Below are 22,812 nucleotides of genomic sequence, written 5' to 3'. Positions count from 1 at the left end.
AAATGACAGGGAGTAAAGGCTATGGGAATTAACGAAATCATCATGTACATCATGATGTTCTTTATGCTGATTGCCGCCGTGGACAGGATCCTGTCGCAGTTTGGCGGCTCGGCGCGCTTTCTCGGCAAGTTTGGCAAAAGCATCGAAGGATCCGGCGGCCAGTTCGAAGAGGGGTTTATGGCGATGGGCGCGCTGGGCCTGGCGATGGTCGGGATGACCGCGCTGGCGCCGGTACTGGCGCATCTGCTCGGGCCGGTGATAATTCCGCTGTATGAAATGCTCGGTGCCAACCCGTCGATGTTCGCCGGAACGCTGCTGGCCTGCGATATGGGCGGCTTCTTCCTCGCTAAAGAGCTGGCGGGCGGCGACGTGGCGGCGTGGCTCTATTCCGGCCTGATCCTCGGGGCGATGATGGGGCCGACGCTGGTGTTCTCCATTCCGGTCGCGCTCGGCATCATCGAGCCCTCCGACCGCCGCTACCTGGCGCTGGGCGTGCTGGCCGGGATCGTCACGATTCCAATCGGCTGCATCGCCGGCGGCCTGGTGGCCATGTACTCCGGCGTGGAGATTAACGGACAGCCGGTGGAGTTCACTTTCGCGCTGATCCTGATGAATATGATCCCGGTGCTTATCGTCGCGGTGCTGGTGGCGCTGGGGCTGAAGTTTATTCCGGAAAAAATGATCAACGGCTTCCAGATCTTCGCCAAATTTCTGGTGGCGCTGATTACCATCGGCCTGGCGGCGGCGGTCATCAAGTTCCTGCTCGGCTGGGATCTGATCCCGGGGCTCGACCCGATCTTTATGGCTCCCGGCGACCAGCCCGGCGAGGTGATGCGCGCCATTGAAGTCATTGGCTCGATCTCCTGCGTGCTGCTCGGCGCTTATCCAATGGTGCTGCTGCTGACCCGCTGGTTTGAAAAGCCGCTGATGCGCGTCGGTAATCTGCTGAAAATCAACAATATGGCTGCCGGCGGTATGGTGGCGACGCTGGCCAACAACATCCCGATGTTCGGCATGATGAAGCAGATGGATACCCGCGGCAAAGTCATCAACTGCGCGTTCTCCGTCTCCGCCGCTTTCGCGCTGGGGGATCACTTAGGCTTCGCCGCCGCCAACATGAACGCCATGATCTTCCCGATGATCGTCGGCAAGCTGATCGGCGGCGTCACCGCCATTGGCGTAGCGATGCTGCTGGTGCCGAAAGATGAAAGCGCGCCGGCGGCGGCGAAAACCGAAGCGGAGGCGCAATCGTGAAAACTCGCCAGCTGCTGAGCGTCGGTATCGATATTGGCACCACCACCACTCAGGTGATCTTCTCCCGCCTTGAGCTGGTTAACCGTGCGGCGGTGTCGCAGGTGCCGCGCTACGAATTCATCAAACGCGAAATTAGCTGGCAAAGCCCGGTCTTCTTTACCCCGGTTGATAAGCAGGGCGGTCTGAAGGAGGCCGAACTCAAGGCGCTGATTCTGGCGCAGTACCAGGCCGCCGGGGTTGCCCCCGAATCGGTGGACTCCGGGGCGATCATTATCACCGGCGAAAGCGCGAAAACCCGTAACGCCCGCCCGGCGGTGATGGCGCTCTCGCAGTCGCTCGGCGACTTTGTGGTGGCTAGCGCCGGGCCGCATCTGGAATCGGTGATTGCCGGTCACGGCGCCGGGGCGCAAACCCTTTCTGAACAGCGGATGTGCCGGGTGCTGAACATTGATATCGGCGGTGGTACTTCAAACTACGCGCTGTTTGAAGCGGGAAAAATCAGCGCCACCGCCTGCCTGAACGTTGGCGGGCGCCTGCTGGAGACCGACGGCCAGGGGCGGGTGGTTTATGACCATCAGCCGGGACAAATGATCGTCGATGAGGTTTTTGGCGCAGGCGCCGATGCGCGCGCGTTGAGTGCTTCGCAGTTAGCGCAGGTAGCGCGGCGGATGGCGGAGCTGATCGTCGAAGTTATCGACGGCACGCTCTCTCCGCTGGCGCAACGGCTGATGCAAACCGGCCTGCTGCCCGCAGGCGCGGTACCCGAGGTGATAACCCTTTCCGGCGGAGTGGGCGAGTGCTACCGCAACCAGCCCGCGGATCCGTTCTGTTTTTCTGATATTGGGCCACTGTTGGCCACGGCGCTGCATGAGCATCCGCGGCTGCGGGAGATGAACGTGCAGTTCCCGGCGCAAACCGTACGCGCCACGGTGATTGGCGCCGGCGCGCACACGCTCTCGCTTTCCGGCAGCACCATCTGGCTGGAGGGGGTTCAGCTCCCGCTGCGCAATCTGCCGGTGGCGATCCCGCTTGATGAAGCCGATCTGCTGAGCGCCTGGCAGCAGGCGCTGATGCAGCTCGATCTGGATCCGGGATCGGATGCTTACGTGCTGGCGCTTCCTGCTTCGTTGCCGGTGCGCTACGCCGCCCTGCTGGTGGTGATTGACGCGCTGCTGGCTTTTGTCGCGCGCTTTCCCAACCCGCATCCCCTGCTGGTGGTGGCCGAGCAGGACTTTGGCAAAGCGCTGGGCATGCTGCTGCGCCCGCAGCTGCAACAACTCCCGCTGGCGGTCATCGATGAGGTGAGCGTACGGGCGGGGGACTATATCGACATTGGTACGCCTCTTTTTGGCGGATCGGTTGTGCCGGTGACGGTGAAATCACTCGCATTTCCTTCCTGAGGGAACGACTTATGAAACTAAAGACCACATTGTTCGGCAATGTTTATCAGTTTAAGGATGTAAAAGAGGTGCTGGCTAAAGCCAACGAACTGCGTTCGGGGGATGTGCTGGCGGGGGGGGCGGCGGAAAGTTCGCAGCAGCGCGTGGCGGCGAAGCAGGTGCTCTCCGATATGACGGTCGCCGATATTCGTAACAATCCGGTGATTCCTTATGAAGAGGACTGCGTGACGCGCCTGATTCAGGATGACGTCAACGAAACCGCCTATCAGCGGATTAAAAACTGGACTATCAGCGACCTGCGCGAATACGTGCTTAACGATGAGGTCACCAGCGATGACATCGCGTTTGTGCGCAAAGGGCTGACCTCAGAAGTGGTGGCGGCGGTGGCGAAGGTCTGCTCCAACGCCGACCTGATCTACGGCGCGAAGAAAATGCCGGTGATTAAAAAAGCCAACACCACCATCGGCCTGCCGGGCACCTTTAGCTGCCGCCTGCAGCCGAACGATACCCGCGATGACGTGCAGAGCATTGCCGCGCAAATCTACGAAGGGCTCTCGTTCGGCGCGGGCGATGCGGTGATCGGCGTTAACCCGGTAACCGATGACGTGGAGAACCTGACCCGCGTCCTCGATACCGTCTACGGCGTTATCGACAAGTTTAATATCCCGACCCAGGGCTGCGTGCTGGCGCACGTTACCACCCAGATTGAAGCGATCCGTCGCGGCGCCCCGGGGGGGCTTATTTTCCAGAGCATCTGCGGCAGCGAAAAGGGGCTAAAAGAGTTCGGCGTGGAGCTGGCGATGCTCGATGAAGCGCGGGCGGTCGGCGCCGAGTTTAACCGTATCGCCGGGGAGAACTGCCTGTACTTTGAAACCGGGCAGGGCTCGGCGCTGTCGGCCGGCGCGAACTTCGGCGCCGACCAGGTGACGATGGAGGCGCGCAACTATGGCCTGGCGCGGCACTACGATCCGTTCCTCGTCAATACCGTGGTGGGCTTTATCGGGCCGGAGTACCTCTATAACGATCGGCAGATTATTCGCGCCGGTCTCGAAGATCACTTTATGGGCAAGCTGAGCGGCATCTCGATGGGCTGCGACTGCTGCTACACCAACCATGCCGACGCCGACCAGAACCTCAATGAAAACCTGATGATTCTGCTCGCCACCGCCGGCTGCAACTACATCATGGGCATGCCGCTCGGCGACGACATCATGCTCAACTATCAGACCACCGCGTTTCACGATACCGCTACCGTCCGTCAGCTGCTGAATCTACGGCCGTCGCCGGAGTTCGAACGCTGGCTGGAAACCATGGGCATTATGGCAAACGGTCGTCTGACCCAACGGGCGGGCGATCCGTCACTGTTCTTTTGATGACGCGGGGATGACACATGATGGATCAAAAGCAGATTGAAGAAATTGTACGTAGCGTGATGGCGTCAATGGGACAACCGCAGACGGCAGCAGCAGCGCCTGAGGCGACGGTGACGAAGTGCGCCAGCCGGTGCGAGGTCGCGGCGGAGAGCTGCGTGCTGGATTTAGGTTCGCCAGAGGCGAAAGGCTGGATTGGCGTGCAGCAGCCGCATCGTGCGGAAGTGCTGGCCGAACTGAAGCGCAGCACCGCAGCGCGCGTGTGTACCGGCCGCGCCGGTCCGCGTCCGCGCACCCTCGCGCTGCTGCGCTTCCTCGCCGACCACTCGCGCTCCAAGGATACGGTGCTGAAAGAGGTACCGGAGGAGTGGGTGAAAACCCAGGGATTGCTGGAGGTGCGCTCCGAAATTAGCGACAAAAACCTCTACCTGACGCGCCCGGATATGGGCCGTCGGCTGAGTCCGGAGGCTATTGAGGCGCTGAAGGCGCAGTGCGTGGCGAATCCTGACGTTCAGGTGGTGGTATCCGATGGCCTCTCTACCGACGCGATTACCGTCAACTATGAAGAGATCCTGCCGCCGCTGCTGTCGGGCCTGAAGCAGGCCGGACTGAAGGTCGGTACGCCGTTCTTCGTCCGCTACGGGCGGGTCAAAATTGAAGATCAGATTGGCGAAATTCTCGGCGCGAAGGTGGTCATCCTGCTGGTAGGCGAACGTCCGGGGCTGGGGCAGTCGGAAAGCCTCTCCTGTTACGCCGTGTATTCGCCGCGCGTGGCGACCACCGTCGAAGCGGACAGGACCTGTATTTCCAATATTCACCAGGGCGGTACGCCCCCGGTAGAAGCCGCGGCGGTGATTGTCGATTTGGCCAAACGCATGCTGGAGCAGAAGGCTTCCGGCATCAACATGACTCGGTAAGGAGGCATCATGCCTGCATTAGATTTAATTCGCCCTTCGGTGACGGCCATGCGCGTGATTGCCTCAGTGAATGACGGCTTTGCCCGCGAGCTTAAATTACCGCCACATATACGTAGCCTCGGACTCATCACGGCGGATTCGGATGATGTGACTTATATTGCCGCTGACGAAGCGACAAAACAGGCGATGGTGGAAGTGGTCTACGGTCGTTCTCTTTACGCCGGCGCGGCCCACGGCCCTTCGCCAACCGCAGGTGAAGTGCTGATTATGCTGGGCGGCCCGAACCCGGCGGAAGTGCGCGCCGGTCTGGATGCGATGGTGGCGCATATCGAAACTGGGGCCGCGTTCCAGTGGGCCAACGATGCCGAAGATACGGCGTTTCTGGCGCACGTGGTGTCGCGTACCGGCTCTTATCTCTCGTCTACCTCCGGCATTGCGCTGGGCGATCCGATCGCTTATCTGGTGGCGCCGCCGCTGGAGGCGACCTTCGGTATCGATGCGGCAATGAAATCGGCCGACGTGCAGCTGGTGACCTACGTGCCGCCGCCGTCGGAAACCAACTATTCCGCCGCCTTTTTGACGGGAAGCCAGGCCGCCTGTAAAGCCGCCTGTAACGCCTTTACCGATGCCGTTCTGGATATTGCCCGTCATCCAATCCAGCGCGCGTAAGGGGGAAGCGATGATCAACGCCCTGGGATTACTGGAAGTGGACGGCATGGTGGCCGCCGTTGACGCGGCGGATGCGATGCTGAAGGCGGCCAACGTGCGGCTGCTCAGCCATGAGGTTCTTGACCCCGGCAGGCTGACGCTGGTGGTGGAAGGCGACCTGGCGGCGTGCCGGGCAGCGCTGGATGCCGGCAGCGCTGCGGCGCAGCGTACGGGGCGCGTTATCAGCCGTCGGGAGATTGGACGCCCGGAAGAGGATACCCAGCGGCTGATCGCCGGTTTTCAACGGCTGCCGCAAACGCCGGAGCCGCCGGTGGTCGTGGAATCCTCAGAACCCTTGCTGACGCTGCTCTCTTCGACGCGTCAGGGAATGACGGCAGGGGAGGTGGCCGCCCATTTCGGCTGGTCGCTTGAAGAGGCCAGGAAGGCGCTGGAGCAGCTCTTTTCTACCGGAGCGTTGCGTAAACGCAGTAGTCGCTATCGCTTAAAAAATTAACCAGTCGGAGGTGCCGGGAACGCGAAAGCGCTCCCGGTTTATCAGATCATGAAAAAGAAAAAACCGGCCAACCTGCACCATCTTTATCATGAAGCATTACCCGAAGACGTTAAACTGACGCCGATGGTCGAGGTGGACAACGTCCATCAGCGGCGGACCACCGATGTCTATGAACATGCCCTGACGATTACCGCCTGGCAGCAGATTTACGATCAGCTGCATCCGGGGAAATTTCACGGTGAATTTACCGAAATCCTGCTCGATGATATTCAGGTCTTTCGCGAATATACCGGCCTGGCGCTGCGTCAGTCCTGCCTGGTGTGGCCGAACTCCTTCTGGTTCGGTATTCCGGCAACCCGCGGCGAGCAGGGGTTTATTGGCTCACAGTGCCTCGGCAGCGCCGAAATCGCCACCCGACCCGGCGGCACCGAGTTTGAGCTCAGCACGCCGGATGATTACACCATTCTGGGCGTAGTGATCTCGGAGGATGTCATTTCCCGCCAGGCCAGCTTCCTGCATCACCCGGAGCGGGTGCTGCATATGCTGCGTAACCAGTCGGCGCTGGAGGTCAAAGAGGAGCACAAGGCGGCGCTGTGGGGCTTTGTGCAGCAGGCGCTGGCGACGTTTAGCGAGAATCCGGAGAACCTTCATCAGCCCGCGGTGCGTAAGGTGTTGGGCGATAATCTCCTGCTGGCGATGGGGGCGATGCTGGAGGAGGCGCAGCCGATGATTACCGCCGAGAGCATTAGCCACCAGAGCTATCGGCGTCTGCTTTCCCGGGCGCGGGAGTACGTGCTGGAGAATATGTCGGAGCCGCTGACGGTTCTCGATTTATGTCAGCAGCTGCACGTCAGCCGCCGTACGCTGCAAAACGCCTTTCACGCCATTCTGGGGATCGGGCCGAACGCCTGGCTGAAGCGCATTCGTTTAAACGCGGTGCGCCGGGAGCTGATTAGCCCGTGGTCGCAGAGCACGACGGTTAAGGATGCGGCGATGCAGTGGGGATTCTGGCACCTGGGCCAGTTCGCTACCGATTATCAGCAGCTGTTCGCCGAGAAACCGTCGCTGACGCTGCATCAGCGGATGCGGCAGTGGGCGTGATGACGATCTATTTAGCGGATGGCGATTCGCGCCGTCATCGCAGGCCTGATAAGCGTAGCGCCATCAGGCAAAACAGCGCCGTATCTGGCCTGCGAACCGCACTATCAGGCAACGTTAAACCCAATCGCGCACCTGAATAAACTCGCTCAGCGCCGCTTCCGGGCTGCCCGCTTCCGGCTGGTAGTCGTATTCCCAGCGCACCAGCGGCGGCATCGACATCAGAATGGATTCGGTGCGGCCGCCGGTTTGCAGGCCGAACAGGGTACCGCGATCCCACACCAGGTTGAACTCCACGTAGCGCCCGCGGCGGTAGAGCTGAAAAGCGCGTTCGCGCTCGCCCCAGACCCTCTCTTTACGCCGCTCGACAATGGGCAGATACGCATCGGTGAAGCCATTGCCCACCGCCTGCATAAAGTCGAAACAATGGTCAAAGTTCGGGGTATTCAAATCATCAAAAAACAGGCCGCCGATGCCGCGCTGCTCGTTACGATGCTTGAGGAAGAAGTAGTCGTCGCACCACTTTTTATAGCGCGGATAAACCTCTTCGCCGAAGGGCTGGCACAGGTCGCGGGCGGTGCGATGCCAGTGAACGGCATCTTCTTCAAAGCCGTAGTAGGGGGTTAAATCGAAGCCTCCGCCGAACCACCATACCGGCTCGGCGCCCGGTTTTTCCGCGATAAAGAAGCGCACGTTGGCGTGGCTGGTGGGGATATAGGGACTGCGCGGATGCACGACCAGCGAGACGCCCATCGCTTCAAAGCTGCGGCCCGCCAGCTCAGGGCGGTGCGCGGTTGCGGAGGCCGGCATCGCCTCGCCGTGCACGTGCGAAAAGTTAACGCCAGCCTGCTCAAAGATACCGCCATCGCGCAGCACCCGGCTGCGTCCGCCGCCGCCGCCTTCCCGCTGCCAGCTATCTTCGATGAATTCGCTGCCGTCAACGGCGCTGAGCTTTTGGCAGATAGCATCCTGGAGCTGGAGAAGGAAAGCTTTTACCTGGTGCGCATCGGGTCTCATTAACGTCTCTTCGAGTGGGCTTTCTGGTTATCGAACCAGTGGAAATAGCTGATGATGCCGTTGGCAATCGCTGTGGCGATTTTCTGTCGGAACGCGGTGGTGCCGAGCAGTTTTTCTTCGTTCGGATTGGTAATAAACGAGGTTTCTACCAGCACCGACGGAATCGACGGCGATTTCAGCACCACAAACGCCGCCTGCTCGGTATTGCGGCTGTGCAGCTTGTGCACCGGCTTGATCTTTTTCAGGATATGGGAACCGAGCGTCAGGCTGTTTTTGATGGTATCAGTTTGTACCAGGTCGAACAGCACTTGCTGCAATAGGTGGTCTTTATCCGTCGTTTTCTTGCCGGCCACTTCATCCGCCCGGTTTTCACGGTCCGAGAGATACTTTGCCATGGCGCTACTGGCGCCGCGGTTGGAAAGGGCGAAAACGGAGGCGCCGGCCGCGCTCGGGTTGGTGAAACCATCGGCGTGAATTGACATAAAAAGATCGGCGCCGTGCTGGTGGGCGATCTCCACCCGGTCATAGAGCGGAATAAAGGTATCGCCGCTGCGCGTCAGGCGCGCATCGATGCCGTTGCTGCGCAGAATGCTGCGCACGTTTTTAGCGATCGCCAGCACGACGTGCTTCTCTTTTGAACCGTTATGGCCGATAGCGCCGGTATCAATACCGCCATGGCCCGGGTCGAGCATCACGACGCGTTTGGCGCCTTTTTTCTTCGCTGCGGGTTTGCTGTGCCCATTGGGTGTTTTCAATGGCTGTTGTTCTTTCGCGCTGGCCTGTGAGGCGATCCCTGAAAGCGTGATTGCTGCCAGCCCGGCTTTCAGCACCTGGCGGCGCGAAGCAAGTATTTTTAATGGTTTAAAAGTGCTCATTCGGCCTGAATTGCAAACAAGTGGTAACCAATGTTATATCGTATCGTCTTTTCTGATACGACCATTCAAAATAAGAATTGTTTTACTTTTCATTTCAATACATGACAAAGTCATAGTATGCCATTTTTTGCGGTTCATTGCGCCTGATATTGGCTATCGGGCACAATCACGCCATAATCTCTGTTTTTAACCGTCAATGGTGGGGAATACCATGGAGATACGCGTTTTTCGCCAGCAAGATTTCGAAGAGGTCATCACCCTGTGGGAGCGTTGCGATCTCCTTCGCCCATGGAACGATCCGGAAATGGATATTGAACGTAAGCTGAACCACGATGCCAGCCTGTTTCTGGTCGCCGAAGTTAACGGTGAAGTGGTTGGCACGGTGATGGGCGGTTATGACGGGCATCGCGGGTCTGCCTATTATCTTGGCGTGCATCCTGAATATCGCGGTCGCGGTATTGCTAATGCGCTGCTTAATCGGCTGGAGAAAAAGCTGATCGCCCGCGGCTGTCCGAAAATAAATATTATGGTTCGCGAAGATAATGACGTGGTGCAGGGGATGTACGAACGCCTTGGCTATGAGCATTCAGACGTGCTGTGCCTCGGCAAGCGCTTAATTGAAGATGAAGAATACTGAGTTTATCCCCGCCGATTTCGATACCCACGGCCGCCTGCGTTTGCCGTTTCTCTTTTGGTGCGTGCTGCTGCTTCAGGCGCGGACGTGGGTGCTATTTCTGATGGCCGGCGCGTCACGCCAGCAGGGCGACGCGCTGCTGAATCTGTTTTATCCGGACCACGATAATTTTTGGCTGGGATTGCTCCCCGGCATTCCGGCGGTGCTGGCGTTTATCATTAGCGGGCATCGTCAGCGCTTCCCCCGGCTCTGGCCCATGATGCGCTGGCTGCTGGTGCTTTCCCAGCTCTTGCTGTTGGTCTGGCAACCGCTGTTGTGGATGAGCGGCGAGTCGCCTTCGGCGGTGACCATCGGCCTGCTGGCGGCGGATCTTTACGCGCTCTGGTGGCTGTTAAGCAGCCGTCGGCTGAAAGCCTGTTTTCGCGAAGAACAGGTTTAACGGCACTTTTTGCCGATCGCGCACTCCAACTTGCGTTGAATACATCAGAAAGGACACTCAGTCATGAAATCGCTACGTTTACTTCTCTGCGCACTACCGCTGGCTTTAACCGGCTGCTCAACGATGAGCTCGGTGAACTGGTCGGCGGCTTATCCGTGGAACTGGTTTGGTTCCTCTATGGAGGTGAGCGAACAGGGCGTAGGCAACCTGACGGCGTCAACGGCGCTGAGCGAGCAGGCGATCGGCGACGCGCTCGGCAGCAGCTACCGCCTGCGCAGCGGCATGAAAACGGCTAACGGCAATATTGTGCGCTATTTCGAAGCGTTAAAAGATGACAAGGTCGCGCTGACCATCAACGGCGAGAGCGGGACTATTAGCCGCATCGACGTGCGCGATAGCAATATCAAAGCCGCCAGCGGCGTGAAAATCGGTACCCCGTTCAGCGATATCTACAGCAAAGCGTTTGGTAACTGCCAGAAAGGCAGCAACGATAACGGTGCCGTGGTGGAGTGCAAGGCCGAGGGTAGCCAGCATATTAGCTATGCCTTCACCGGCAACTGGAGCGGCCCTGATGAGCTAATGCCCTCCGACGACACGCTGAAAAACTGGAAGGTGAGCAAGATTATCTGGCGTCGCTAATTTGATCTGAAGTGATTCGAGGTCCTGAAAAAGCGGGTACAATAGCGCCTTAAAAAGCCACAGCGTTGTGGTTGTACTATTTCAGGAGGAGCGATGTCTCAGGTTCAGAGCGGCATTTTGCCGGAACATTGCCGTGCGGCGATTTGGATTGAAGCAAATGTCAAAGGCGATGTTGACGCCCTGCGCGAAGCCAGCAAGGTGTTTGCCGATAAGTTAGCCACCTTTCAGGCGAAATACCCGGAAGCGAAGCTGGGGGCGGTGGTCGCTTTTGGCCATAACGTCTGGCGTCAGCTAAGCGGTGGCGTCGGGGCTGAAGAGCTAAAAGACTTCCCGTCCTATGGCAAAGGTCTGGCCCCGGCCACCCAGTATGATGTGCTAATCCACATTCTGTCCGCGCAGCATGAGCTGAATTTTTCTGTCGCTCAGGCGGCCCTGTCCGCTTTTGGCGCAGCGATTGATGTCAAAGAAGAGATTCACGGCTTTCGCTGGATTGAAGAGCGCGATCTGAGCGGCTTTGTCGACGGTACTGAAAACCCGGCGGGGGAAGAGACCCGCCGTGAAGTGGCGGTGATTCAGGATGGCGTCGATGCGGGCGGCAGCTACGTATTTGTGCAGCGCTGGGAGCACAACCTCAAGCAGCTTAATCGCATGAGCGTTCCCGATCAGGAGATGATGATCGGCCGTACCAAAGAAGCCAACGAAGAGATTGACGGCGACGATCGTCCGGATACCTCTCACCTGAGCCGCGTGGATCTGAAAGAAGAAGGTAAAGGGCTGAAGATTGTGCGTCAGAGCCTGCCGTACGGTACCGCCAGCGGCACCCACGGCCTCTACTTTTGCGCCTACTGCGCGCGTCTGCACAATATTGAACAGCAGCTGCTGAGCATGTTCGGCGATACCGACGGTAAGCGCGACGCGATGCTGCGTTTTACCAAACCGGTGACCGGCGGATACTACTTCGCGCCTTCGCTGGATAGACTGCTGGCGCTGTAAGATCTTCTCCTGACCCTCTCCCCCGCAGGGAGAGGGGACCGTTCGGCGCGGCCGGCAGGCGTCGAACGTTTTCCGGTTCTGCATGCGTGATTCAGATAAGCTTTGCCATTCCCTTATTCTCTTTTCGACTTCCAAATCGCCAAACGGTATATAAAACCGTTACTCCTTTCATAGCCGTTATAAATATGATGATCAGCAGAAAATCATCATATTGATAAGGGTGCGCAATGGCCGTTAAATCACTAAAAAAAGGATATCTGGCGCTGGCTGCTTCTGTGCTGCTGGTCGCGCAGGCGCAGGCGACGGAATTGCTGAACAGTTCCTACGATGTTTCTCGCGAGCTGTTTGCCGCCCTTAACCCGCAGTTCGAACAGCAGTGGGCGAAAGATAACGGCGGCGATAAGCTGACGATTAAACAATCTCATGCCGGGTCATCAAAACAGGCGCTGGCGATTCTGCAAGGGCTGAAGGCCGACGTGGTGACCTACAATCAGGTGACCGATGTCCAGATCCTGCACGACAAAGGCAAGCTGATCCCCGCCGACTGGCAAAGCCGTCTGCCGAATAACAGCTCGCCGTTTTACTCCACCATGGGCTTCCTGGTGCGTAAAGGCAACCCGAAGAATATCCACGACTGGAATGACTTAGTGCGTTCCGACGTGAAGCTGATTTTCCCGAACCCGAAAACCTCCGGCAACGCGCGTTACACTTATTTAGCGGCGTGGGGCGCGGCGGACAAGGCTGACGGCGGCGATAAAGCGAAAACCGAGCAGTTCATGACCCAGTTCCTGAAAAACGTCGAAGTGTTTGATACCGGCGGTCGCGGGGCTACCACGACCTTCGCCGAGCGCGGTCTGGGCGATGTGCTGATCAGCTTCGAATCGGAAGTGAATAACATCCGCAAACAGTATGAAGCGCAGGGCTTTGAGGTGGTTATCCCGAAAACCAACATCCTGGCCGAGTTCCCGGTGGCGTGGGTGGATAAAAACGTCCAGGCCAACGGTACCGAGAAAGCGGCAAAAGCCTATCTCAACTACCTGTACAGCCCGCAGGCGCAGACCATCATCACCGATTACTACTACCGCGTGAATAACCCGGACGTGATGAACAAACTGAAAGATAAATTCCCGCAGACCGAACTGTTCCGCGTGGAAGATAAATTTGGCTCCTGGCCTGATGTGATGAAAACCCATTTTGCCAGCGGCGGTGAGCTGGACAAACTGCTGGCGGCGGGGCGTAAGTAATGTTTGCAGTATCGACTAAACGCGTGCTGCCGGGCTTTACCTTAAGCCTCGGGACCAGCCTGCTGTTCGTCTGCCTTATCCTGTTGTTGCCGCTCAGCGCGCTGGTGATGCAGCTTGCCCAGATGAGCTGGGCGCAGTACTGGGACGTGGTGACCAACCCGCAGGTGGTGGCGGCCTATAAAGTGACGCTGCTGTCGGCGTTTGTCGCCTCCATTTTTAACGGCGTGTTCGGCCTGCTGATGGCGTGGATCTTAACCCGCTACCGCTTCCCGGGCCGCACGCTGCTTGATGCGCTGATGGATTTGCCGTTTGCGCTGCCGACGGCCGTTGCCGGCTTAACCCTCGCCTCGCTCTTCTCCGTGAACGGGTTGTACGGCGAGTGGCTGGCGAAATTTGATATTAAAGTCACCTATACCTGGCTCGGTATCGCGGTGGCCATGGCCTTTACCAGCATCCCGTTTGTGGTGCGTACCGTGCAGCCGGTGCTGGAAGAGTTGGGTCCGGAATATGAAGAGGCGGCGGAAACCCTGGGCGCCACGCGCTGGCAGAGCTTTCGCAAGGTGGTGCTGCCGGAGCTCTCCCCGGCGCTGATGGCGGGCGTTGCGCTGTCCTTTACCCGCAGCCTCGGTGAGTTCGGCGCGGTGATTTTTATCGCCGGCAACATTGCGTGGAAAACGGAAGTGACCTCGCTGATGATTTTTATCCGTTTGCAGGAGTTTGATTACCCGGCGGCGAGCGCGATTGCTTCGGTGATCCTCGCGGCCTCGCTGCTGCTGCTGTACTCGATTAACACTCTGCAAAGTCGCTTTGGTCGACGTGTGGTAGGTCACTGATGGCGGAAGTTACGCAATTGAAGCGATACGATGCGCCCCGCATCAACTGGGGTAAATGGTTTCTGATCGGTGCGGGCGTGCTGGTTTCCGCGTTTATTCTCGTCGTGCCGACGGTGTATATCTTCGTTCAGGCCTTCAGCAAGGGGCTGATGCCGGCGCTGGAAAACCTGGCGAACCCGGATATGCTGCACGCCATCTGGCTGACCGTGCTGATTGCGCTGATTACCGTGCCGGTGAACCTGGTGTTCGGTACCCTGCTGGCGTGGCTGGTGACGCGCTTTAACTTCCCGGGACGTCAGCTGCTGCTGACCCTGCTGGATATTCCTTTTGCCGTGTCGCCGGTGGTGGCGGGCCTGGTTTATCTGCTCTTTTACGGCTCCAACGGGCCGCTGGGCGGCTGGCTGGATGAGCACAACCTGCAGATCATGTTTGCCTGGCCGGGCATGGTGCTGGTTACCATCTTCGTGACCTGTCCGTTTGTGGTGCGTGAGCTGGTGCCGGTGATGTTAAGCCAGGGAAGCAACGAAGACGAAGCGGCGGTGCTGCTTGGCGCGTCAGGCTGGCAGATGTTCCGCCGCGTCACGCTGCCGAATATCCGCTGGGCGCTGCTTTACGGCGTGGTGCTGACCAACGCCCGCGCGATTGGCGAGTTTGGTGCCGTTTCCGTCGTCTCCGGCTCTATTCGCGGTGAAACCCTGTCGCTGCCGCTACAGATTGAGCTGCTGCAGCAGGACTACAACACCATCGGTTCGTTTACTGCCGCAGCGCTGCTGACGCTGATGGCCATTTTGACCCTGTTTTTGAAGAGTGTGGTGCAGTGGCGTTTAGAAAATCAGGAAAAACGCCAGCATCAGGAGGGAAATCATGAGCATTGAGATTGCCAATATTAAGAAGTCTTTTGGTCGCACCCAGGTGCTGAATGATATCTCGCTGGATATCCCTTCCGGACAAATGGTGGCGCTGCTCGGGCCGTCTGGCTCGGGTAAAACCACGCTGCTGCGTATTATCGCCGGGCTTGAGCATCAGACCAGCGGGCACATCCGCTTTCACGGCACCGACGTGAGCCGTCTGCATGCCCGGGATCGTAAGGTTGGCTTTGTATTCCAGCATTACGCGCTGTTCCGCCATATGACCGTATTCGACAATATTGCGTTTGGCCTGACCGTACTGCCGCGCCGCGAGCGCCCAAATGCGGAGGCCATCAAAGCGAAAGTGACCAAACTGCTGGAGATGGTACAGCTGGCTCACCTGGCGGATCGCTTTCCGGCGCAGCTCTCCGGCGGGCAGAAGCAGCGCGTGGCGCTGGCGCGTGCGTTAGCCGTTGAACCGCAGATACTGCTGCTGGATGAACCCTTCGGCGCGCTGGACGCCCAGGTGCGTAAAGAGCTGCGTCGCTGGCTGCGTCAGCTGCATGAAGAGCTGAAGTTCACCAGCGTCTTCGTCACCCACGATCAGGAAGAGGCGATGGAAGTCGCGGATCGCGTGGTGGTGATGAGCCAGGGCAACATTGAGCAGGTTGACGAGCCAGAACAGCTCTGGCGCGAACCGGCGACCCGCTTTGTGCTGGAATTTATGGGCGAGGTTAACCGTCTGCAGGGCACCATTCGCGGCGGACAATTCCACGTGGGCGCGCACCGCTGGCCGCTGGGCTATACCTCCGCGCATCAGGGGCCGGTCGATCTGTTCCTGCGTCCGTGGGAAGTGGACGTGAGCCGCCGAACCAGTCTCGATTCACCGCTGCCGGTGCAGGTGCTGGAAGCTAGCCCTAAAGGTCACTACACGCAATTGGTGGTACAACCGCTGGGCTGGTATACCGAGCCGCTGACCGTGGTCATGCGCGACGACGTCCCGCCGCACCGGGGAGAGCGCCTGTTTGTCGGTCTGCAGCATGCCCGTATTTATCACGGGAAGGAACGCATTGAGACGCGCGAGGATATTGCTCTGGCGGAGTCAGCCTGATAGGTTATCGCGTATGTTTTTCGCCCGGTGGCGTAATGCTTACCGGGCTTTTTATTGAGCAAAAAACGTGAATACACTCGAACACACTATCGGCAACACGCCTCTGGTCAAACTGCAGCGCATGGGGCCGGACAACGGCAGCGAAATCTGGGTCAAACTTGAAGGCAATAACCCGGCGGGGTCGGTGAAAGACAGGGCGGCCCTGTCGATGATTGTCGAGGCCGAAAAGCGCGGAGAGATTAAGCCCGGAGATGTGCTGATTGAAGCGACCAGCGGCAACACCGGCATTGCGCTGGCGATGATCGCCGCGCTTAAAGGCTATCAGATGAAGCTGCTGATGCCGGACAACATGAGCCAGGAGCGCCGTGCCGCCATGCGCGCCTACGGTGCGGAGCTTATTCTGGTCACCAAAGAGCAGGGAATGGAAGGCGCGCGTGACTTAGCGTTAGCCATGGCGCAGCGCGGCGAAGGCAAGCTGCTCGATCAGTTCAACAACCCGGACAACCCGTACGCGCACTACACCACTACCGGGCCGGAAATCTGGCAGCAGACCGACGGGCGGATCACCCATTTTGTCTCCAGTATGGGCACCACCGGCACCATTACCGGCGTATCGCGTTTTCTGCGTGAGCAGGATAAAGCGGTGAGCATCGTGGGGCTGCAGCCGGAAGAGGGGAGCAGTATTCCCGGAATTCGCCGCTGGCCTGCCGAATATATGCCGGGCATTTTTAACGCGCAGCTGGTGGACGCGGTGCTCGATATCCATCAACAGGATGCCGAAAACACCATGCGGATGCTGGCGGTGAAGGAGGGGATTTTCTGCGGCGTCAGTTCCGGCGGCGCGGTGGCGGGCGCGCTACGCGTGGCGGGTGAAAATCCTGGCGCGGTAGTGGTGGCGATCGTTTGCGATCGCGGCGATCGCTACCTTTCTACCGGCGTATTTGGCGAAGAGCACTTTACCCAGGGCGCGGGAATTTAAACCTCGGGCGCGTCGAGCAGGTCCGTACCGTAGGAGTTATCCACGGTGCAGAGCCAGCGTTCGCCCTGCTGACGAAAGACATAGGTTGCGCGCCGCGTGACCTGTGTTATCCCGGCTTCCGCCGTCGGGATATCCAGCCGGGTCTCCATAATCACCAGCGCATTGCCGCCGCCTTCGATAATCTCCATTTTTCCCTGCGTCACCACCAGCCGGTGCTGGAAATAGTCGGCAATGGCGATAAACGCGTTGCGGATATTTTCTTTGCCCCGCACCACCATGCCTGGCTTGACGACCAGCGCGGCGTCATCAGCGTAATACTCCATCAGTGTCGCGTAATCCTCCTGGGAGATAGCGCGATCGCAGGCTTCGATGGCGGCTTTAAGCTGTGGGTTGGGATTGTGCATTTCTGGGGATCCTTAAACTGTCGGGCTTTAATAAAAGCCTTTTGCTTACTTTGCCGTCAGCTTATCAAGAAACGCCCACAGCTTCTCATTCATTTCGCGATAATCCCAGGCACGCATCTCCTGTTCACTACGAATGAAACGCCTGCCTCTGGCGGCGCTAAGCTCCTGCTGCGAATGGGCGATCAGCAGCTCAATGACCTCAGCATCAAACTCCATGTGGCACTGGAAGCCATAAACCCGGTCGCTGTATTTCACAATTTGCCGCGGGCAGCCTTCGCTGGAGGCCATCACTTCCGCCTCCGGGGTCAGGCCTGGCATATCGTTATGCCAGTGGCCGACGACCAGCGAGGGGCCAAAATGGGCCAGTTTGTCATCCTGCAGGCCCGCGGTGGTGAGCGTGATGGGATAGTGACCCACCTCTTTTTCCGGACTTTGCATGACCGGCGCGCCCAGCGCTTCACCGATAAGCTGCGAGCCCAGGCATATCCCTACCACGATCCGTCCTGCGGCAATGGCCTGCGCAATCAAACGCTGCTCGGCGTGGCTATCAAACCAGGGGCACTCAGATAATGTCGTGCGCGGCGACTGCGGACCGCCGAGCACAACCAGCATATCAAAAGCGTTGGCGTTTTCCGGTAGCCTGTCCCCCGCGTATACCCGCGACCAGCTGATACCGTAGCCGCGCGCCTGCGCCCAGTGCAGGTAAGCTCCCGGCGCTTCAAAGACTTCATGGACGATAAAGTGGATCTGCATAGCGTTAACTCCCGTCACTGTTGTTGTAATATCTGGTATAAGTCATTGGCGAGCTTATTCATTTCATTGTCGCTGAGCGTCGCAAGCGACAGCCTCAGCCCGTGCGAAGGGGCGCGAATGCCGAACGTTTCGCCTTCGCGAACCAGCCAGCCGGCGTGCGCCAGACGGAGCGCTACCGGCTGGCTCGGCTCTTCCAGCGGGAACCAAAAATTAAGGCCGTCTCCCGGCGTCAGATGGGTGATTCCGCGGCTGGCGAGGGCGGCAATCAGCTTTTCATGCTGCTGACGATAGTGGCGCCGGGTTTCCGCCAGAGAGGCCATAAAGGTGTTGTCGTTAAGGCAGGCGATGACCAGATCCTGCAACAGATGGCTGACCCATTGGCTACCGGAATTAAGCCTCAGCCGCAGCGCCGCCGACGTGTCAGCGTCGCTGGCGACGATGGCCAGACGCAAATCTGGTCCCAGGGTTTTTGACAGGGAGCGTACCAGCGCCCAACGCTGACTTTCCGCGGCGATAGGGGAGTACCAGGGCGTGGCGGAGAGCAGCGCGAAATGGTCGTCAACAATCACCAGAACCTGCGGATAGCGGGCCAGTATTTCGCGTATTGCCCGGGCGCGGGATTCGCTGAGGCTACAGCCGGTCGGATTGTGCGCGCGCGGGGTAATAATGACCGCCCGGGCGCCGTTGCTCAGCGCCTCTTCAAGGGCTTCAGGCTGCATGCCTTCCCCGTCGACCGGTACCGGCGAAGGGCTAAAACCGGCGTAGCGCAGCATATTGATGCTGCTGAGAAAGCAGGGGTCTTCGATGGCCACGCTATCGCCGGGCAGCAGCAGGGCGCACAGCAGGCGCTCAAGCGCATCGACAGCGCCGCTGGCAAGGTTAATATCGGCATCCAGGTTCACATCGTTGTTAACCCAGCGGCTGGCCCACGCGGCCAGCCGTGGTTCAACCGCCGCATCGCCGTACAGACGAGGCGCTGGCGCAATTGCGCTGAGATAGTGCTTGAGGTTTGCCAGGCGAGCGGGGTCGGGATTGCCGCTGGAGATATCCTTCAGCGGCGAAGAGGGATCGCCACCTTCAAGGGCGGGCAGGGTATTATGCGTTTTAATGGCGGTACCATTACGCCCCTGGCTGATAGCCAGGCCAGAGGTCACCAGTCGCTTATAGGCGGCAGCGACGGTATTGCGGTTAACCGACAGCTTGCCCGCCAGCTCGCGGACCGGCGGTAAAACATCGCCAGGCTTGAGTGCGCCGCTTTGTACCAGATGGCGGATGCTATCGAAGATCTCACTGGCAGTTTTTCCAACGATCATTATTGACCTATGACAAAATGAATTTTAGCATAGGACGAATGATAATCAGAGTATGACCCGCTGTCCAGCGGGGGGAGAAAGGATGGGCCAGCAAGATGAAATACAATCGGTGCTCTTCAACGATAAAAGTCGGGCGCTTCAGGTCGATATTGTGGCCGTGCAGTCGCAGGTGGTCTACGGCAGCGTAGGCAACAGTATTGCGATACCGGCTATAAAGCAGCACGGCCTGCGGGTCATCGCGGTGCCGACGGTGCTGTTCAGCAATACGCCGCACTATGATACTTACTATGGCGGCGTTATCCCGGAAGAGTGGTTTGCCGGCTATTTAAAGGCGCTGGAGGAGCGTGACGCCCTGCGCGAGCTGCGGGCGGTAACGACCGGCTATATGGGCAGCGCCGTGCAGATTAAGCGTCTGGCGCAATGGCTGCTGCGCATTCGCGAGCAGCATCCTGAACTGTGTATTCTCGTTGATCCCGTCATTGGCGATGTGGATAGCGGTATTTACGTCAAGGCCGAGATCCCTGAAGCCTATCGTACGCATTTGCTCCCGCTGGCGCAGGGGATCACGCCCAATCTGTTTGAGCTGGAAACGCTAAGCGGTCTGCCTTGCCATAATCAGCAGGAGGCGATTATTGCCGCCCGTAGTCTGCTCTCTGATTCACTGAAATGGGTCGTTATCACCAGCGCGCCGGGAGAAAATAGCGCCACGATCAACGTGCTGGTGGTTAGCGCGCAGTCGGTCGAGGTGGTTGAACATCCGCGCGTTGAAACCGATCTGAAGGGAACGGGCGACCTTTTTTGCGCCGAGCTGGCGAGCGGCCTGGTGCGCGGAATGCCGCTGGGCGAGGCCGCCCACGCTGCCGCGCAGCGGGTGCTGGCGGTTATGACCTGGACCAATGAACAGGGCTGCGATGAGCTCATTCTTCCGCCGCATAGGGAGGGAGAATGAAGAGCTATCGTTTAGTGGTGCGTCAGCAGGGAAGAGTCGTCGGCCATTTTGAGACCACCGGCAGCGAAGCCCTTGAGGATGTCTGCGAAGTGGGATCTTTATTTGGCGCCGTTGGCGGATATCAGTGTGATTTACAGGTTTCTGACAGCGAGAAGCGGATTCTGGAAAGCGGCCCGGAAGGGATGAAAATACTTTCGCGGGAGAAGTGCTATCGGCCGTTTAAAGCGGCGAGATAAAAAAATGGCGCCCGAGAGGCGCCATTCTTCTGCGGCAAGAATTACTTCTTGATGCGGATAACCGGTGTTTCACCCACGGTTACGCTACCGGACAGTTTGATCAGCTCTTTGATCTCGTCCATGTTGGAGATAACAACCGGAGTCAGGGTAGACTTGGCTTTCTCTTCCAGCAGCGGCAGATCGAATTCGATAACCGGGTCGCCGACTTTCACACGCTGGCCTTCTTCGGCGATACGTTTGAAGCCTTCGCCTTTCAGCTCAACGGTATCAATACCGAAGTGAACGAACAGTTCAATGCCGCTATCAGATTCGATTGAAAAAGCATGGTTGGTTTCAAAAATTTTACCGATGGTACCATCTACCGGCGCAACCATTTTGTTGCCAGTAGGTTTGATAGCAATGCCATCACCCACAATTTTTTCCGCAAAAACTACATCCGGCACGTCTTCAATGTTGACGATCTCGCCAGAGAGCGGGGCAACAATCTCAATAGTTCCGGTGTCTTTTTTATCATCAGAAACCAGAGATTTCAATTTATCGAACAAACCCATGATCTTCTCCTAAGCAGTAATTTGGGCCGCGCATCTCGTGAATTAGCAGATTGTTTTTTCTTCAATGAACTTGTTAACCAGCGTCATTAACTCGTCCGTTGTCGGTTGAGCAAGAGCCTGCTCTGCTAATACTTTCGCATCTTCGAAGTTCGTGTTACGGATAATCTTCTTGATGCGCGGGATGGAAATGGCGCTCATAGAGAACTCGTCCAGACCCATACCCAGCAACAGAAGTGTAGCACGTTCATCGCCCGCAAGCTCACCGCACATGCCAGTCCATTTGCCTTCAGCATGAGAAGCATCAATAACTTGCTTAATCAGCGTCAGCACGGACGGGGACATTGGCTGGTAAAGATGTGAAATCATATCATTACCACGGTCAACTGCCAGAGTATACTGCGTTAAATCATTGGTACCGATACTAAAGAAATCAACTTCTTTGGCTAAGTGACGCGCAATTGTCGCAGCGGCTGGGGTTTCCACCATCACGCCAATCTCAATTGCCTCATCAAAAGCTTTACCTTCGTCGCGCAGTTCCTGTTTGTAGATTTCGATCTCTTTCTTCAGTGCACGCACTTCTTCAACAGAGATGATCATCGGGAACATGATGCGCAGTTTACCGAAAGCGGAAGCGCGCAGGATAGCTCGAACCTGGTCGCGCAGAATCTCTTTGCGATCCATGGCGATGCGCACTGCGCGCCAGCCGAGGAACGGGTTCTCTTCTTTCGGGAAGTTCATGTACGGCAGCTCTTTGTCGCCGCCGATGTCCATGGTGCGAACGATAACCGCCTGCGAGCCGCATGCTTCGGCAACGGCTTTGTATGCTGCGAACTGTTCTTCTTCAGTCGGCAGCGAGTCGCGGTCCATGAACAGGAATTCTGTACGATACAAACCAACGCCTTCCGCGCCGTTACGTTCGGCACCTTCAACGTCGCGTACGGTACCGATGTTGGCGCAGACTTCAACCTGATGGCCGTCCAGCGTAATGGCCGGCAGGTCTTTCAGCTTAGCCAGTTCCGCTTTCTCTTCAGCGACCTGAGCCTGCAGGTTGCGCAGTTCTTCGATTTGTTGATCGCTCGGGTTAACCAGAACCTGATTATTCACCGCGTCGAGAACCAGATAATCGCCGTTTTTCACCTGGGTAGTCACGCAACCGGTGCCCACGATGGCCGGCAGTTCAAGGGAACGCGCCATGATGGAGGTATGGGAAGTACGACCGCCCGCGTCGGTGATGAAACCCAGCACCTTGTTCAGGTTCAGCTGTGCGGTTTCAGACGGGGTGAGGTCAGCGGCTACCAGGATAACTTCATCCTGAATCGCGCTCAGATCGATGATGGCCAGACCGAGGATGTTGCGCAGCAGGCGCTTACCGATGTCGCGTACGTCAGCGGCACGCTCTTTCAGGTATTCGTCATCCAGTTCTTCCAGGGCAGTAGCCTGACCTTCGATAACTTCATTGGCTGCCGCATCGGCAGTCATATGCTTATCTTTAATCAGGGCTATGATTTCCTGCTCAAGCTCCTCATCTTCCAGCAGCATGATGTGCCCTTCGAAGATGGCTTCTTTTTCTTCACCGAAGGTTTCACCAGCTTTGGTTTTGATGACCTCCAGCTGGGCGGAGGCCTTGGTGCGGCCATTCAGAAAACGTTCAACTTCCTGATCAACCTTATCGGCAGAAATTTTCTTCCGGTCGATGACAATTTCATCTTCTTTCAGCAGAAGTGCCTTGCCGAAAGCGATACCCGGGGATGCTAAAATGCCTGAAATCATAACCCTACCTTACTTGTGACTGA

General features: G+C 58.0%; 25 protein-coding genes. 18 read left to right on the top strand and 7 right to left on the bottom strand.

Going from position 1 to position 22,812, the window contains the following annotated elements:
• The first annotated feature begins 21 nt into the window (after positions 1–21).
• The 7 genes from eutH to eutR are packed head-to-tail and all read left to right on the top strand — an operon-like array spanning position 22 to position 7,204.
• A complete protein-coding gene (gene eutH, locus MKleb_RS20030; RefSeq protein ID WP_025106627.1) occupies positions 22–1,254 on the top strand; it encodes an ethanolamine utilization protein EutH in 1,233 nt (410 codons plus the stop codon).
• Complete coding sequence (eutA, locus tag MKleb_RS20025; protein ID WP_217076151.1) at positions 1,251–2,654, top strand: ethanolamine ammonia-lyase reactivating factor EutA; 1,404 nt, start codon at positions 1,251–1,253, stop codon at positions 2,652–2,654. Before eutH ends, eutA begins: the two co-directional genes overlap by 4 nt.
• 11 nt (positions 2,655–2,665) lie before the next feature.
• Positions 2,666–4,027 carry an ethanolamine ammonia-lyase subunit alpha gene (eutB, locus tag MKleb_RS20020; protein WP_086074280.1) on the top strand — a complete coding sequence of 454 codons (1,362 nt, stop codon included), beginning with the start codon at positions 2,666–2,668 and terminating at the stop codon, positions 4,025–4,027.
• Between the two features lie 20 nt (positions 4,028–4,047).
• Positions 4,048–4,941, top strand: a complete 894-nt coding sequence (gene eutC, locus MKleb_RS20015) for an ethanolamine ammonia-lyase subunit EutC (protein ID WP_025106629.1) — start codon at positions 4,048–4,050, stop codon at positions 4,939–4,941.
• A gap of 9 nt (positions 4,942–4,950) precedes the next feature.
• The gene (gene eutL, locus MKleb_RS20010; RefSeq protein ID WP_004853042.1) at positions 4,951–5,610 is read left to right on the top strand and encodes an ethanolamine utilization microcompartment protein EutL; all 660 of its coding nucleotides are present in this window, start codon (positions 4,951–4,953) and stop codon (positions 5,608–5,610) included.
• A gap of 10 nt (positions 5,611–5,620) precedes the next feature.
• Complete coding sequence (eutK, locus tag MKleb_RS20005; protein ID WP_014230327.1) at positions 5,621–6,103, top strand: ethanolamine utilization microcompartment protein EutK; 483 nt, start codon at positions 5,621–5,623, stop codon at positions 6,101–6,103.
• Positions 6,104–6,151: 48 nt separating this feature from the next.
• Positions 6,152–7,204 carry an HTH-type transcriptional regulator EutR gene (eutR, locus tag MKleb_RS20000; protein WP_025106630.1) on the top strand — a complete coding sequence of 351 codons (1,053 nt, stop codon included), beginning with the start codon at positions 6,152–6,154 and terminating at the stop codon, positions 7,202–7,204.
• Positions 7,205–7,318: 114 nt separating this feature from the next.
• On the opposite strand, the gene hemF is transcribed toward eutR, so the two are convergent.
• The gene (gene hemF / locus MKleb_RS19995; protein ID WP_014839170.1) at positions 7,319–8,218 is read right to left on the bottom strand and encodes an oxygen-dependent coproporphyrinogen oxidase; all 900 of its coding nucleotides are present in this window, start codon (positions 8,216–8,218) and stop codon (positions 7,319–7,321) included.
• The gene (gene amiA, locus MKleb_RS19990; RefSeq protein ID WP_217076150.1) at positions 8,218–9,093 is read right to left on the bottom strand and encodes an N-acetylmuramoyl-L-alanine amidase AmiA; all 876 of its coding nucleotides are present in this window, start codon (positions 9,091–9,093) and stop codon (positions 8,218–8,220) included. The genes hemF and amiA overlap by 1 nt, the downstream gene beginning before the upstream one ends.
• A gap of 211 nt (positions 9,094–9,304) precedes the next feature.
• On the opposite strand from amiA, the gene MKleb_RS19985 reads away from it, so the two are divergent.
• From MKleb_RS19985 to cysM, 9 genes are all read left to right on the top strand, one after another.
• Positions 9,305–9,730, top strand: a complete 426-nt coding sequence (locus MKleb_RS19985) for a GNAT family acetyltransferase (protein ID WP_004853033.1) — start codon at positions 9,305–9,307, stop codon at positions 9,728–9,730.
• Positions 9,717–10,166 carry a DUF2919 domain-containing protein gene (locus tag MKleb_RS19980; protein WP_004853030.1) on the top strand — a complete coding sequence of 150 codons (450 nt, stop codon included), beginning with the start codon at positions 9,717–9,719 and terminating at the stop codon, positions 10,164–10,166. Before MKleb_RS19985 ends, MKleb_RS19980 begins: the two co-directional genes overlap by 14 nt.
• A 63-nt stretch (positions 10,167–10,229) precedes the next feature.
• Positions 10,230–10,805 carry an RpoE-regulated lipoprotein gene (locus MKleb_RS19975; protein WP_014230324.1) on the top strand — a complete coding sequence of 192 codons (576 nt, stop codon included), beginning with the start codon at positions 10,230–10,232 and terminating at the stop codon, positions 10,803–10,805.
• A gap of 93 nt (positions 10,806–10,898) precedes the next feature.
• A complete protein-coding gene (locus tag MKleb_RS19970) occupies positions 10,899–11,798 on the top strand; it encodes a Dyp-type peroxidase (protein ID WP_009654897.1) in 900 nt (299 codons plus the stop codon).
• 227 nt (positions 11,799–12,025) lie between these two features.
• Positions 12,026–13,042 (top strand): thiosulfate/sulfate ABC transporter substrate-binding protein CysP, encoded by a 1,017-nt coding sequence (cysP, locus tag MKleb_RS19965; protein WP_014230322.1) that lies wholly within the window; start codon positions 12,026–12,028, stop codon positions 13,040–13,042.
• A complete protein-coding gene (gene cysT / locus MKleb_RS19960; RefSeq protein ID WP_004123378.1) occupies positions 13,042–13,875 on the top strand; it encodes a sulfate/thiosulfate ABC transporter permease CysT in 834 nt (277 codons plus the stop codon). Before cysP ends, cysT begins: the two co-directional genes overlap by 1 nt.
• Positions 13,875–14,750 carry a sulfate/thiosulfate ABC transporter permease CysW gene (cysW, locus tag MKleb_RS19955; protein WP_025106631.1) on the top strand — a complete coding sequence of 292 codons (876 nt, stop codon included), beginning with the start codon at positions 13,875–13,877 and terminating at the stop codon, positions 14,748–14,750. Before cysT ends, cysW begins: the two co-directional genes overlap by 1 nt.
• Positions 14,740–15,834, top strand: coding sequence for a sulfate/thiosulfate ABC transporter ATP-binding protein CysA (gene cysA / locus MKleb_RS19950; RefSeq protein ID WP_025106632.1), 1,095 nt, complete (start codon positions 14,740–14,742; stop codon positions 15,832–15,834). The genes cysW and cysA overlap by 11 nt, the downstream gene beginning before the upstream one ends.
• Before the next feature lie 67 nt (positions 15,835–15,901).
• Positions 15,902–16,813, top strand: coding sequence for a cysteine synthase CysM (gene cysM, locus MKleb_RS19945; protein WP_025106633.1), 912 nt, complete (start codon positions 15,902–15,904; stop codon positions 16,811–16,813).
• Here cysM and MKleb_RS19940 read toward each other — a convergent pair.
• From MKleb_RS19940 to ptsJ, 3 genes are read right to left on the bottom strand one after another with little or no spacing between them, the layout of a single operon-like run.
• Positions 16,810–17,217, bottom strand: a complete 408-nt coding sequence (locus MKleb_RS19940; protein WP_025106634.1) for a YybH family protein — start codon at positions 17,215–17,217, stop codon at positions 16,810–16,812. The two genes, cysM and MKleb_RS19940, sit on opposite strands and share 4 nt — an antisense overlap.
• A gap of 45 nt (positions 17,218–17,262) precedes the next feature.
• On the bottom strand, positions 17,263–17,970 hold the full coding sequence (locus MKleb_RS19935; protein ID WP_009654866.1) for a type 1 glutamine amidotransferase: 708 nt from the start codon (positions 17,968–17,970) through the stop codon (positions 17,263–17,265).
• Between the two features lie 14 nt (positions 17,971–17,984).
• Positions 17,985–19,283 carry a MocR-like B6 salvage transcription factor PtsJ gene (gene ptsJ / locus MKleb_RS19930; protein ID WP_025106635.1) on the bottom strand — a complete coding sequence of 433 codons (1,299 nt, stop codon included), beginning with the start codon at positions 19,281–19,283 and terminating at the stop codon, positions 17,985–17,987.
• A gap of 82 nt (positions 19,284–19,365) precedes the next feature.
• Here ptsJ and pdxK point away from each other — a divergent pair, with 82 nt between their 5' ends.
• Entirely contained in the window at positions 19,366–20,232 is an 867-nt protein-coding gene (pdxK, locus tag MKleb_RS19925; protein ID WP_025106636.1) for a pyridoxine/pyridoxal/pyridoxamine kinase, read from the top strand.
• On the top strand, positions 20,229–20,468 hold the full coding sequence (locus MKleb_RS19920) for a hypothetical protein (protein WP_004104337.1): 240 nt from the start codon (positions 20,229–20,231) through the stop codon (positions 20,466–20,468). The genes pdxK and MKleb_RS19920 overlap by 4 nt, the downstream gene beginning before the upstream one ends.
• Positions 20,469–20,509: 41 nt before the next feature.
• Here the strand turns inward: MKleb_RS19920 and crr are convergent, their stop codons facing one another.
• On the bottom strand, positions 20,510–21,019 hold the full coding sequence (gene crr, locus MKleb_RS19915) for a PTS glucose transporter subunit IIA (RefSeq protein WP_000522253.1): 510 nt from the start codon (positions 21,017–21,019) through the stop codon (positions 20,510–20,512).
• A 42-nt stretch (positions 21,020–21,061) separates the two neighbouring features.
• Positions 21,062–22,789, bottom strand: coding sequence for a phosphoenolpyruvate-protein phosphotransferase PtsI (gene ptsI, locus MKleb_RS19910; protein ID WP_025106637.1), 1,728 nt, complete (start codon positions 22,787–22,789; stop codon positions 21,062–21,064).
• Positions 22,790–22,812: the final 23 nt, after the last annotated feature.

The organism is Klebsiella sp. PL-2018, assembly GCF_019048985.1.
Lineage (GTDB): Bacteria > Pseudomonadota > Gammaproteobacteria > Enterobacterales > Enterobacteriaceae > Klebsiella > Klebsiella michiganensis.
This window is presented reverse-complemented; position numbering and strand designations above follow the sequence as displayed.

Coding starts and splice junctions, on each gene's coding strand:
- MKleb_RS19920 (WP_004104337.1), top strand. CDS start 20,229: ATGAAGAGCTATCGTTTAGTGGTGCGTCAGCAGGGAAGAGTCGTCGGC.
- cysT (WP_004123378.1), top strand. CDS start 13,042: ATGTTTGCAGTATCGACTAAACGCGTGCTGCCGGGCTTTACCTTAAGC.
- cysP (WP_014230322.1), top strand. CDS start 12,026: ATGGCCGTTAAATCACTAAAAAAAGGATATCTGGCGCTGGCTGCTTCT.
- crr (WP_000522253.1), bottom strand. CDS start 21,019: ATGGGTTTGTTCGATAAATTGAAATCTCTGGTTTCTGATGATAAAAAA.
- MKleb_RS19940 (WP_025106634.1), bottom strand. CDS start 17,217: ATGCACAATCCCAACCCACAGCTTAAAGCCGCCATCGAAGCCTGCGAT.
- eutC (WP_025106629.1), top strand. CDS start 4,048: ATGGATCAAAAGCAGATTGAAGAAATTGTACGTAGCGTGATGGCGTCA.
- cysW (WP_025106631.1), top strand. CDS start 13,875: ATGGCGGAAGTTACGCAATTGAAGCGATACGATGCGCCCCGCATCAAC.
- pdxK (WP_025106636.1), top strand. CDS start 19,366: ATGGGCCAGCAAGATGAAATACAATCGGTGCTCTTCAACGATAAAAGT.
- ptsJ (WP_025106635.1), bottom strand. CDS start 19,283: ATGATCGTTGGAAAAACTGCCAGTGAGATCTTCGATAGCATCCGCCAT.
- eutK (WP_014230327.1), top strand. CDS start 5,621: ATGATCAACGCCCTGGGATTACTGGAAGTGGACGGCATGGTGGCCGCC.
- eutH (WP_025106627.1), top strand. CDS start 22: ATGGGAATTAACGAAATCATCATGTACATCATGATGTTCTTTATGCTG.
- MKleb_RS19985 (WP_004853033.1), top strand. CDS start 9,305: ATGGAGATACGCGTTTTTCGCCAGCAAGATTTCGAAGAGGTCATCACC.
- MKleb_RS19975 (WP_014230324.1), top strand. CDS start 10,230: ATGAAATCGCTACGTTTACTTCTCTGCGCACTACCGCTGGCTTTAACC.
- eutR (WP_025106630.1), top strand. CDS start 6,152: ATGAAAAAGAAAAAACCGGCCAACCTGCACCATCTTTATCATGAAGCA.
- eutL (WP_004853042.1), top strand. CDS start 4,951: ATGCCTGCATTAGATTTAATTCGCCCTTCGGTGACGGCCATGCGCGTG.
- eutB (WP_086074280.1), top strand. CDS start 2,666: ATGAAACTAAAGACCACATTGTTCGGCAATGTTTATCAGTTTAAGGAT.
- ptsI (WP_025106637.1), bottom strand. CDS start 22,789: ATGATTTCAGGCATTTTAGCATCCCCGGGTATCGCTTTCGGCAAGGCA.
- MKleb_RS19970 (WP_009654897.1), top strand. CDS start 10,899: ATGTCTCAGGTTCAGAGCGGCATTTTGCCGGAACATTGCCGTGCGGCG.
- amiA (WP_217076150.1), bottom strand. CDS start 9,093: ATGAGCACTTTTAAACCATTAAAAATACTTGCTTCGCGCCGCCAGGTG.
- MKleb_RS19980 (WP_004853030.1), top strand. CDS start 9,717: ATGAAGAATACTGAGTTTATCCCCGCCGATTTCGATACCCACGGCCGC.
- MKleb_RS19935 (WP_009654866.1), bottom strand. CDS start 17,970: ATGCAGATCCACTTTATCGTCCATGAAGTCTTTGAAGCGCCGGGAGCT.
- hemF (WP_014839170.1), bottom strand. CDS start 8,218: ATGAGACCCGATGCGCACCAGGTAAAAGCTTTCCTTCTCCAGCTCCAG.
- cysA (WP_025106632.1), top strand. CDS start 14,740: ATGAGCATTGAGATTGCCAATATTAAGAAGTCTTTTGGTCGCACCCAG.